The sequence below is a fragment of the Veronia nyctiphanis genome, from assembly GCF_004116385.1.
Classification (GTDB): Bacteria; Pseudomonadota; Gammaproteobacteria; order Enterobacterales; family Vibrionaceae; genus Veronia; species Veronia nyctiphanis.
In genome coordinates, this window is record NZ_PEIB01000036.1 from 1 (window position 1) to 12041 (window position 12041).

Annotated in this window: 9 protein-coding genes; 4 read left to right on the forward strand and 5 right to left on the reverse strand. The window is 44.5% G+C overall.

Annotation, left to right across the window (positions count from 1 at the left end; translation table 11 throughout):
- The first annotated feature begins 284 nt into the window (after positions 1-284).
- On the forward strand, positions 285-1004 hold the full coding sequence (arsH, locus tag CS022_RS20505) for an arsenical resistance protein ArsH (protein WP_129123813.1): 720 nt from the start codon (positions 285-287) through the stop codon (positions 1002-1004).
- 47 nt (positions 1005-1051) lie between these two features.
- On the opposite strand, the gene CS022_RS20510 is transcribed toward arsH, so the two are convergent.
- A complete protein-coding gene (locus CS022_RS20510; RefSeq protein ID WP_129123814.1) occupies positions 1052-1684 on the reverse strand; it encodes a flavin reductase family protein in 633 nt (210 codons plus the stop codon).
- A gap of 377 nt (positions 1685-2061) precedes the next feature.
- Between CS022_RS20510 and CS022_RS20515 the strand changes: the two genes are divergently transcribed.
- On the forward strand, positions 2062-2787 hold the full coding sequence (locus tag CS022_RS20515; RefSeq protein ID WP_129123815.1) for an AzlC family ABC transporter permease: 726 nt from the start codon (positions 2062-2064) through the stop codon (positions 2785-2787).
- Positions 2784-3086, forward strand: a complete 303-nt coding sequence (locus tag CS022_RS20520) for an AzlD domain-containing protein (protein WP_129123816.1) — start codon at positions 2784-2786, stop codon at positions 3084-3086. Before CS022_RS20515 ends, CS022_RS20520 begins: the two co-directional genes overlap by 4 nt.
- A gap of 42 nt (positions 3087-3128) precedes the next feature.
- Here CS022_RS20520 and CS022_RS20525 read toward each other — a convergent pair whose 3' ends face one another.
- The gene (locus tag CS022_RS20525) at positions 3129-4649 is read right to left on the reverse strand and encodes an FG-GAP repeat domain-containing protein (RefSeq protein ID WP_129123817.1); all 1521 of its coding nucleotides are present in this window, start codon (positions 4647-4649) and stop codon (positions 3129-3131) included.
- A gap of 372 nt (positions 4650-5021) precedes the next feature.
- Here CS022_RS20525 and CS022_RS20530 point away from each other — a divergent pair, with 372 nt between their 5' ends.
- Complete coding sequence (locus CS022_RS20530) at positions 5022-6848, forward strand: S9 family peptidase (protein WP_129123818.1); 1827 nt, start codon at positions 5022-5024, stop codon at positions 6846-6848.
- 50 nt (positions 6849-6898) lie between these two features.
- Here CS022_RS20530 and CS022_RS20535 read toward each other — a convergent pair whose 3' ends face one another.
- The 3 genes from CS022_RS20535 to CS022_RS28270 all read right to left on the reverse strand — a co-directional run bounded on the left by CS022_RS20535 (position 6899) and on the right by CS022_RS28270 (position 11698).
- Positions 6899-8995 carry a YjbH domain-containing protein gene (locus CS022_RS20535; protein WP_129123819.1) on the reverse strand — a complete coding sequence of 699 codons (2097 nt, stop codon included), beginning with the start codon at positions 8993-8995 and terminating at the stop codon, positions 6899-6901.
- Between the two features lie 78 nt (positions 8996-9073).
- A complete protein-coding gene (locus CS022_RS20540) occupies positions 9074-10915 on the reverse strand; it encodes a hypothetical protein (RefSeq protein WP_145964531.1) in 1842 nt (613 codons plus the stop codon).
- Positions 10916-11158: 243 nt separating this feature from the next.
- Positions 11159-11698, reverse strand: a complete 540-nt coding sequence (locus CS022_RS28270) for a YybH family protein (protein ID WP_408057278.1) — start codon at positions 11696-11698, stop codon at positions 11159-11161.
- Positions 11699-12041 lie beyond the last annotated feature (343 nt).

Here is a 12041-nt window from a genome sequence, read left to right on the forward strand (position 1 = left end):
CATTGTTTTAATAGTATTAAAAATATATTTGGTGATTATTTATGTAGCTAATATTTTTAATAAAAGTTAACTCATTGTTTTAATAGTATTAAAAATATATTTGGTGATTATTTATGTAGCTAATATTATTTTGATATTAAAAATAGAGATAAGTACGTATTTCACATTACTCATTTGTCTAAATTTGACGACATATAGAGGATGTGATTAATATATGGAAAACCATATATAATGCTCTGTGCGTTTGCTGCAGTGCAAAAATTGATATTGAGAGAATTGAAACGATGACCCAGTTTGATGATGAAATGCCAGCGCTGGAAACCAGTGAATTTATGGAGCCTTCCACTGAGCTTCTGAGTAAACCTAAATCTGCGCACCCTGCCAAAATTCTTCTGATGTACGGCTCCCTGAGAGAGCGCTCGTACAGCCGTTTAGTGGTTGAAGAGTGTCAGCGTTTATTGACAGCGATGGGAGCAGAGACGCGAGTGTTCGACCCATCGGGTCTGCCGCAACCTGATAGCTGTGATGAAACACACCCAAAAGTGGCTGAGCTACGTGAGTTGGTATTGTGGTCTGAAGGTCAGGTGTGGTGTTCGCCAGAGCGTCATGGTTCGATGACTGGCATCATGAAAAGTCAGATTGACTGGATTCCATTAAGTATGGGGGCAGTGCGCCCAACACAGGGTAAAACCTTGGCTGTGATGCAGGTGTGTGGCGGGTCTCAGTCATTTAATGCCGTAAACCAGCTGCGGGTTTTGGGCCGCTGGATGCGTATGCTGACTATCCCAAACCAGTCATCAGTCGCGAAAGCGTTTCTGGAGTTCGATGAGGCAGGAAGAATGAAGCCGTCGTCCTACTACAACCGGATCGTTGATGTGATGGAAGAGCTGTTGAAATTCACCTTGCTAACCCGCGACCACAGTGACTATTTGGTAGACAGATACTCCGAGCGCGTTGAGAGTGCAGCAGAGTTATCCAAGCGAGTGAATCAAAAGACCATTTGAAGGCGCTTCGGTCTCTAGCGCCTTCGCATAGCTATGTCGAGACCTGACTAACCGATAACATCGGGGTCTTTATCGGGCTTGGCATAGCTGAGCCTGCCAAGGCGTTTGGTGGTGTGGTAGCCATCAAGGCCAGAAACCGCCACCGTCTCCAATAGCTCGATATCGATAAAGCCATCATCTTGTACCGCGAGCGGCTCAACAATTACATCGGTGATTTCTCCGATGATCATCACCGTTTGGTTGACTTCGAGTGTTTGGGTTTCGACCAGTTTTAACGCGAACTTCAAACGACTTTGAGATACAAAAGGTGCGTGTACGTCTTCGATATATTGTTCGTCTAATTTTACTGCTTCGAACTCAGACTGATCTTTTGGGTAGCGCGCTGAAGTTTGATGGGCTTTCTGCCAGATGTCAGCAGAGACATGGTTAATGGTGTAGCTGCCCGTCATCTGTATATTTTCGAGTGTATCGCGGGTAACGGTATGTGGCCGCACAATCATGCCGATCAAAGGTGGGTTTGCCCCTAAATGGAAAACAGAACTGACAATGGCAAGGTTAGTGTTGCCGTTGGCGTCAGCCGTTCCGATAAGGTTGGCGCTTTTGAAGCCTGATAGGCTATTTATAAATTTTGCCCGAAATCTATCATCACTTTCATCAATGGCGGATCGGCTCCAATGCATTTTGTTTCCTTTTTTCGTGTTATTAGCAGACAGGATTACTGAGTGTAAGCATTTTTCGATCACTCGTACTATCGACAGTTTCTGCTTTTACTGATTTGATCAAAAGAAATTTGCGTGTGGATTAATTCCTCATAATGACTGGTTATTGAGCGGGTGAGCATTAATGTGATGATCAAATGTTGTGTTAATTAGTTATTCGTGAATGTGTTGGCAGAGGGTACGTCTAATCTGAGGCAAAAAGTGTGTTTTCTGTCGATCAACCCAAGTAACGATGAATGATTCAACTGCGCGTTTAGTAGTATGAAGTGTTCTTTTTAAAAGCATTACAATCCAACATAGATTGTATTCATTCAACGTGATAAAAGTTGGACAAAAATATGAGTTCACAGATTGAAATTGAGTCGTCTAGGAATGACAAGGCACACTCTTGGCACCATTTTCGGCGCGGTGCGCTGGATGCCTCTCCACTGTGCCTTGCTGTTATGCCATGGGGGTTACTCGCAGGCTCTTTTGCGATTGAAGCTGGTTTGGATCCTTTTCAGGCGCAAGCAATGTCAGCGATTGTGTTTGCTGGTGCCGCCCAGCTTGCAGCGACAGGTATGATGAAAGCTGATGCCTCGCTGTGGATCCTCATGATGACGACCGCGATCATTACCTCACGGCACCTTTTGTACAGTCTTTCAATGCGTGACCGTATTAGCCCATTACCCGCCAAGTGGCGGTTTGGTTTGGGTTTTTTACTCACTGATGAGTTATTTGCTGTGACGGCGGGAAAGCCCCCAGAGGACTTTAACCGCTGGTATGCGTTGGGCGTCGGACTTTGGTTTTATATCTGCTGGAACGTCGCAAGTTTTGTTGGCATTGTGGCAGGCGAGCTTATCCCGAACTTAGAGAATGTCGGCCTAGAGTTCGCCATTGCGGCGACGTTTATCGCTATTGTGGTGCCTATGGTAAAAAATATTCCGACACTTGCAACGGTGATAACGGCTTTGGTTTTGTCAGTCGCGTTTGAAAGCCTGCATGTAGACGGTGGGATGATGATCGCTAGCGTGTTGGCAATGGTTGTGGGTTTCTTCTGTCACGAGTGGAGGGATGCATTATGATTTGGTTTTCTATCTTCGCAATGACAGCCATTATTTTTCTCAGTCGCTATCTTTTTTTATCGCCGGGTTTGCCATTAAAAATATCGGACAAGCTACGAGATTTTTTATCGTTCTCCGCACCTGCGGTACTAACCGCGCTCTGCGCACCGATCGTCTTCTTAAGAAATGGGCAATTGGATATATCTGCTGATAATCCCTACTTGGTCGCTGCATTGGCCGCCGTATTGTTGGCCTATTTCACCCGAAAAATGTTGTTGACTGTTATTGTCAGTTTTCTGGTCTTTTTCTTTTTCAAATAAAAAACCGGAGCAAGGCTCCGGCTTATTTTCCTTTATCATCGCCTAGCCATTTTTTGGCTTTATCAACAAAACCTTTGATTGAAGCTCAGGCTCATCAAGTCGCGAATATTTCAGAAGCAACTCATCGATGCCATCATTATCAATGTCGGCAGTAGTCACATCATCGCCCTGGCCAGGAATGTCGACTGACAGGCTTTTGCTAATTCGCTCAAAGCGCTTTGAGGAAGTGTTTGCAAAGAAAACTTTTAATTTGGTGTCACCGCTTGAGAGCACCAGATCTTTCAGGCCGTCTCCGTTGAAGTCTGCAAGTTGGGCAAGCGCATTTCCTGCTGTTCCTGAGTTGATACTGAAGCTGAGCTCGGTTTCTTTGTTGAGAATCGGCTTGGAGGAAAAGCTATTGTCTTTATTCATACCGAACAGATAAATGTCCTGATCGACACTACCTGATACCAGTGCGCTGATGATCTGGGATACGCCAATATCAATACCGCTAAGCATCATTTCTTTGCGGTTATCATTGTCGATATCTACCATTTTTAGGCCACCCAGTGTCCCATCAGCAGTTAATACTGCATCGGGCTTATCTTTGAACGAGAGTGTGTTGGCCTTCTTGTGACCGAGATGAATTTCGTAGTCGTTGTTGCGATCGAGTGCACCCGTACTGGTTGTCTTAACCACAATCAGATCAGGAATATCATCATTATTAAGGTCTTCAAAGTGTTCAATACGACGTAACGACAGGTTGCTTTGGTCCAACGTTCGCCCGTCTGCGTCTTTTTTGTTCCACCACTCATCGATTAAAAAGTCTGCCTTAAGCGGAACGATATTGGGCTGTTGACTGAAAAGTGCATCTTTTGTCTGTGCGTAATAGCTGATTTGCCCGTTCTGTAGCTCAATCAGATCGTCGAGGCCATCGAAGTTGAGGTCTTCCATCAGGATTTCAGGTGGCCGATAAGTCACCACCTCGCCATTGATTGTCGCTTTCGCGGCAATGGGGTAGTCGCGTTTCAACAAGCCTTTATCGCTGAATTTGAGCACACTGACTTGATTGAAACTTTGAATCAGTACTTCTGCCACCCCGTCACTGTTGTCATCAAACAAAAAATCATCTTTTGCCAAATAGTCGCTGTTTTTATTTGGCATCGTGGTAGAAACGTTCGCCACATTTTCAAATGGGTTGACCGCTGATGGGTTGAACAAAAAGAGTGTGTCAGAAGACAGGAAATAGATTTGCTGATTTATCCCTTCCTGATATTGACTGACATCAAACCGTTGGAGGCTATCCGGCACCAGTATCTCTCTGGCTTTGACGTACTCGCGAGCGGAATTGTTTGTGTATATCTGGAGCACGCGTTGGTTGTTTTGAGCCCCCAATACTATCAGCTCTTTCCCAACTGCAGGCAGCAGTTCAACAGCCATGACTGGGTGGGTAACCACCATACCCGTCTCTAAAGCGACGATATCTGATTTGAGTTTACGGGAGTCAGCATAACTTACTGTCGATGAAAGAAGCAGCGCAGAAACGCATGCTGAGAGAAGTGCTTTACGTACGAACGTTTTCATTAATATTCCATCTATCAAATTACACGCTGTATTCAACTGCTCAATTCAGCATTAGTTATCTCATTTACAAGTGTTTAATATTGATTAGCAACTTGAATCTTCTGTCTTTGAGAGTCAGCACGCCATAATTGCCTCCGGCCCAGCACGTTGCACAAGACCTCGATTTTACAACCCAGAGTGAGGCCTAAATACACAGGATGTACTATGTAGCTGATTCGTTGTCGTTCCAAAATTGTAATGCGACTCATTTCATAATTAAGACAGAGTAGAGTTCAACAGCTTGATGCTTATTCCACAAGCGAGAATTCGGCGCTCAGCGGCAAATTGAGGTTTTGTTACTATTCAGCGTGACAAAGACGGATAAGGATAACGATGATGAATGATTTTAAAACATATAGCGCTGAAGCCTTTTTCGATAATACCTCTTATCGTGGTACAGAGTTTTCGAAAGACGGAAGCAAGATTTTACTGAGTTGCGATGAAACGGGAGTGTATCAACTTTATCGCTTAGACATTGCGTCAGGCACTAAAGTGAAGCTGACTGATAGCAAAGACACTGTGCATCCTGTCCGTTATTTCCCTGAAGATGATCGCTGTTTGTATATGAGCGACAGCGGTGGTGATGAGCGTTTTCACGTCTACGTACTCTCGGCAGATGGCGCAGTCACAGACCTAACCCCTGGCGAAAAAGTACGCGCAATATTCAGCCGCTTCTCAGCGGATGGCCGTTCTTTCTATGTTCAAAGCAACGAGCGTGATGAGCGAGCAATGGATCTGTATCGTTATGATGTAGAAAGCTATGAGCGCGAGCTGGTATTCCAAAATGACACTGGCTTTTCAACAGGTAACGTCAGCCCTGATGGTCGTTATGTCGCACTAACTCAGAATAATTCGAATACCGATTCTGACGTTTACCTTGTCGACCTAGAGTCCACGGATAAAGTACCTGCAAAAGTAACTTCGTTTGATTTTGCTGCACAAAATCATCCGTTATCCTTCTCTACAGACTCCAAAACGCTCTACGTCGGCACCAACGCGACCGGCGAATTTACCAGTGCTCTGGCCATTGATCTCGAAACTTTAGAAGCGACTCCGTATCTTGAAGAAAAATGGGATATTGTTTTCCTGAACTTCTCTTCATCGGGTAAGTACCGTGCACATTGCATTAATGAAGATGCCAGCATGCGCCTTGTGGTTACTGATATGGAGAGTGGTGAGTCTATTTCACCTCCTTCAATTCCTGAAGGGCAAATTTGGTCGTATTCGTTTTCAGCAGACGAAACCAAGCTTTCTTTTTACCTCGATACCGACACATCACCTACTGACCTGTATGTATGGGATATCGTCAGTGGGGATGTGAAGCGACTGACACACTCGTTAAGTTCACAGATGACGCAAGAGCATTTGGTCGGTGCGACGGTGGAGCGTTTTGAGAGCTTCGACGGTCTCACAGTGCCGGGTATCTTGTATAAACCGAAACAAGCGAGCGCTGATAAGCCTGTGCCAGCAGTGATTGAAATTCATGGTGGTCCGGGTGGCCAGAGTGTGACGGGTTATAATCCTGTTCGCCAGTTTCTTGTTAACAACGGTTATGCGGTATTTGCAGTCAATAACCGAGGTAGCTCTGGTTACGGTAAGACATTCTTCCACCTTTCCGATCGTAAACATGGTGAGGTGGATCTTGATGATATCGTTTGGGGTAAAAAATACCTTCAATCGCTGGACTGGGTTCAATCTGAGAACGTAGCTGTCATGGGTGGAAGCTATGGTGGCTATTTAACCGCGGCAGCACTGACCTTCAGACCAGAAGAGTTCAAACTGGGGATTAATATCTTTGGTGTGACTAATTGGGTACGTACGTTGGATCCGGCGTCTATTCCACCATGGTGGGAAAGCTTCAAAAAAGCACTCTACGATATGATGGGTGACCCAGCGACAGACACAGAGCGTCACCGTCGCATATCGCCGCTGTTTCACGCCCACAATATCACCAAGCCATTAATGGTTGTTCAAGGTGTTAACGACCCTCGCGTACTCAAGATTGAGAGCGACGAGTTGGTAGAAGCAGCCCGTAAGAACAATATTCCAGTTGAATATGTAGTTTTCGACGATGAAGGACACGGTTTCACGAAAAAAGCGAACCGCATAACTGCGGCAAATGCTTTCCTCAGCTTCCTTCAGGAACACATGCCAGCATAATTGCTAAAGAAAAAGCCACCTCAGATGAGGTGGCTTTTTTTATGAACGGACTATTTCGCGACAAACTCCATAAAGGCTTCCCGCATCCGTCCCTCGTGAGACTTGAGGTAGAGAGGGGATAGCCGGTCTCTGTTGAAGTAACGCCTGTCTATATCGTGCTGCAATGTCGGCTCCCAAATTGCGTTTTGCGTAATTCGGTTGTCAGTACCAGATATCTTAGTATGGTAACCCCATTGCCATTGATCAATACCCGTGATTTGTACGATTTTAGGCTTCATTTCTTTACGCGGTGTCAACGGGAAGCTCAAATTCATACCAGCATAGTCTTCGCCTGATCGATGTGCTTCAAGCGTTACACGCAGATCGCCAAACCAGTGATGGGATTTTATCGAGTAGCCAGCATCACCTACCCAGTACTCACCATTTTGTACTTCTATCGCCCAGTCCAGCTCTGGTGCGTAAAAGCGATAGCTTCTCAAAAGCGGCGTTGCTTCCTTACCTGTTTTCTCTTGGCTGAAACTGCCTGTAGTCAGCGTAAACTTATGCCGGCCAGAGGGAGATTGCCACTGTGTCTCATTGAGAACGCCATGGTAGTCTTTGTATGTTTTACCTACGCTGAATTGGGAAAATATGCCATAGGGCAAGTCGAAAGCCTGATGAAATAGGGCTCTATCGATGCCTCTTTCGTGGGGGGTGATAGGGTGCCACCAATAATCACGGACATCTTGGCTCGTGGCTACGGGGGTCATATGTCTGATATCAAGACTGCCGCCCGGCCAGATATCAACGACTAAATTTGTTGCAAGTGCCAGAGAATAATCGAAAACGCCAAACTCTGTACCAGCAGTCGAAAGCAGGCTTGGCGATAGGTTTATTTTTGGTGTTATTGCAGAAAAACTGAGCTCTTTTTCATTTTTTGCCCAATTTACGGCTCTGTATTTCCGAAGGGTATTAAATGTGTCATAGTTAAGTTCACTGCTTGCCCGCTCTCCCGCCAGGAACTCTCGGACTGTTTTTCCATCCCCAGTAACTTCCAGCATGGGTAGTTTATTGTTGAGCAAAAAGACTTGAAACTTACCGCTTTCATATTTACTGATCAGGCCAAGTGCGACACCAATAGCATCTAATTCATTGTGATTGAATGTACTGTTTTCGAAAGCGACAGAGTACACGGTATCACCATGGTGTTCGCGAACAAACTGGAAGCCGTATTGAGAAAGGGTTGTTTTAATGATGTTTGTTTTTAACTCACCCACATCGGTGTTGATAATTCGCTCCATGCCTTTCGGTGCAGCAATGTTTTCTGATGAAATCGTTGGGTAACTTTCAAGTTCTGTGCGTGGTGTTTGTATTTGGTGGTGACGTGAGTATTTTTGCTGAGAGTCAGACAAGCGAAAAGGAACACGAAGCTCAATTCCTACATAACGATTATCGCGGTTAGTTGTTGCGCTGTTTGAATAAGCTTGAAGCTTTGCAGATGCCTCAGCCTGAAAAGGTAACAGGCCTTTTGGGGTGAAGAGCTTTAAGCCAGCGTTATAGCCGGTGCCGTCATAATCGCCCGCGAGTTGCAACCAATCGGTCGCTTGCCACTCAATGCCACCAAATGGACCACTAAGGAAATTAATACCCATCTGATTTCGTTTATTGCTCTTGCCATATCCTGCACTGATTTTGATGTTTGAATATGTCAGGCTCGCCACACCGTAGGTGTTGTCGTGATAGTTTGCAATGCCGCCAGCATCCTGCATACCGACTGCTACGCTTAGCGGTGAAGAGGGAAACCAATTTTCAGTTGATGCTTTAATTGAGAATGAAAGGTCGCTACTCGCATCACCGTATCCGGTATCTCCATCAAACCGCTTATAGGTATTCTGCACAGTAAATTCGACACCGGGGAGTATGCCTAAACCGAATAAAATAGTGTTGTGTGCACCGATACCGTAACGTGTTTTGAAGTTAATATTATCTTCATGGTGCCAGGCCGTGCTTACTTCACCGAAGTCGAGTGTACTCGCATTAGGTACGCGTAAAACCCCGGTATATCCCGTTTGGGCGAAGCTCGTGTTGAGGCTATTTTCTGCTTCAGCGGAGAATGACGTGGGCAGGAGTAAACCTGCAAAAAAAGCGAAACGAATAGAAGTTGCCATGTAAAACTCAAAGCTACAAAAAACAAAAAAGCAGGCGAAAATTTCGCCTGCTAATACTTACCGAATGGTATTCATGCGTTAACCGCCAGTGCCGCCAGTTACACCTGTAGTACCAGTTGTACCGGTTACGGTGCCACAGATACCAGCGTTGAAGTTGATTGTTGTTTCTTCGTTGGCATCGGAAACATTGACAGTTGTCCTCTTATAATCTGTTCCCTTACTTGTGGTCAACCAAGTGTCAACTTTGAACTCTTTGTTCGCTGGGACTTTAAATTCCACTGTTCCTTGGTCAGTTATTTGCTGTTTGCCATAATACTTGTAAGGGGAAGATGTAGTGACCTGAACCAGAGCATTTTGCTTCTTTGGCCCCAGATTATTATCTTGACACGTGCTCGTTACATCAACACTCAATGTTTTTAGAGCCTCTGGTGCCAACGATTTCAATGTCACTTTCGCATTGTTTAAGTCGTCACAAAAGTTGCCTGACAGCTTTGTATTGCCTTCGGTACCGTTTTCAAGTACGTAGCTTTCAATCACTGATGTATTGTCCGGACCGAGGACGTCTAGGGTACCTTGGAAGCTTGGAACATTCCAAAAAGTATGGGACGTTATTTCATCAAAGTTGACAGTCTCGGACCAACTACCGCCGTCACGTCTGAGAACCGTTGTGATTGGGTATTGATCACCACCACCTGAAACTTCAAACTCAATATCAACCTTACGACAGTTTTCGCTAGCAAAATAGTCGAGGTTGTAATACGACAAGTGGGTGATTTCTGCTTCCACGATGAATACATTACCTTCTTGTCTTACAATTCTGCCCTGTCCGTCATACTTCCACCGACCATTGACTTCATCGTATGACCAAAGTGGAATTTGTCCATTTAGTTCTAGAGCTTTACCTTCAGCGTCAGTTGTATCTGCGGGGACTTTAAACTCTAGTTTGACAGGGTCTGCGGCCGCATCTTTAGCTTCAAGATTTGCAACAACCTGCCCTTTTTCATTTGACAGTTCAATTGCAGTAAAACCAGCAGAAATGAAGTTTATGCGTCCGTTTTCAGGAAGGTCAATATCGTTGTTTGTGTCATCAGAAAGATCAACGCTGATAGGCGCTAAACCACCCGGGAAAGCATCAAGAGGAGACGTTTCTTGATCTGTGTCAGACTCACCAGCATCATTTGAGAAATAAACGACATTGGCTGTAACTTCGCCAGTTACTTCATTTCCATACTTATCTTTCAAAACAGTATCTTTTGGTATTTCAAGTGCAACTGTTCCGCCGGCTAAGTTCGCTTTTGATGAATCAGTTTGAATTTCAATAGCTTCAGTAGTTCCACCTTCAACTGAGCCGAATTTTGCTTGTTGGCCTGCAATTGCAATTTCTTTGTTTTCAGTACCTACAACAGGCGTCAGTTGGATTGTTTCAGACTGGCCCAGCTTTGACGTACCTGTTTGGCCAGCGTCGCTATTTCCTCTAATGTAAAGCGACCTACTGGTCGAGAAATAGTCGTCATCTTTAACAAGAACCTCTAACTCAAACGATTGTTGTTGAGCTTCCTTGAGGTGAATAACAAATTGACCACTTTTTGTTTCATAAGCCTGCCCTAAGATTTTTGTGTCTTCTGCTGCTGCAGCTTGCACATTATCTGGGATGTCTTTGCTTGTCACCCGTGTAGCGCCTGAAACTGTTACCAATTCACGTTCGTCTAGATCTGTGCTTAGGTCATCTTTGAGATAAAACGTAATGGATTTACCTTCTGGCAGCGCTTGATTGAGTTCGACAAGTGATACGGTTAAAGGGTTTTCAATCGTTTTCGCTGCTTCTGGCGGAGCTGGTACTTGTTCATCAGCTTTTCTTGGCTCTACACAGCCAGTAAGCGCAAATGCCGCACATGCGGATGCGAGCACGGTTTTTTTCATGTTCGGGATATTCATGCCTAGCCTTAATTCATATTAGAAATAAACTGGAATTTTGAGCTAGGGTATAGAAAATCTGTACAAAATCAGTGATTTTTATATTTCATGAACCATAAATGAGATCACTGGCTCATTTATGGTTCAATTTTTGAGTTTAACGTTGCCAATTGATTGTTTTGTGACTAGCAATTCGGCCTGTGGGATGGGCTAAACTTGGCGAAAAATACATCAAATTCTTAGCCCCTACTACTTAGCCCCAACAATCTCAAAATCATCAACGCGCAGTTTGGCCGAACCGTCTTTTTGAAGAACCCATAATTCCTTGGTAATGATGCCGTAAGCATTGTTCATTTCCCAAGATGCTGACACTATTGCTGCATCACCGCTGACGACTTCCAGTTTGGTCCCCATATATTTTACGTCATCAAAACCCTGCCCTATGATGTTGGTCCAAAATGCTTGGATTGACACTTTTCCGATAAAAATACCGAATGGCATGGCGGTCATCACAGCGCCTTCCTCATATTGATTTGCAGCACCTGCGGCATCGCCGCGGTTAAAGGCACTTTTCCATCCCTCACTGGCTTTTAACACCGCTTCTGTGACGCGTTTTTTGTCAGCGTCGCTGATTTGTAGACCTTGTGGTGCTTTGTAGTAGTCAACAACATTCATTGGTAGCTTGGGTTGTGGCTTCTTGTGCTCGTGAGCGACAGCAGATGGAGCTGAAACAAGAAAAGCCGTTGCCATTACTGCACTGATGATCGATGTCTTTGTGGTTTTCTTCATAATATCCTCTTGTATTCTTATTGAGCATCAAAGTATCCATAGTGACTGTTAGTCGATGCTCTCCATAATGTTCGTGATTACTAGAATAAGGTTTTTTCCAATCAGATAAATATGTGTTCGTTGAAATGACTGTTTAGATAAAACGATTAATCGATTCTGATATACCGTTCGTAAATTAAAGACGGATTCAAATTCAGTTGAAATATGCTTCTTGTTGATATGCTAAATAAATAATCCATACATTATGCCCTAAAAACTTACTCAGTGTCGTACGGTTAAATAAAGGCATCTACTCTGTGCTGTTAAAAAACTACCGCCTATAATTTAGAGGGATTACGTCTTG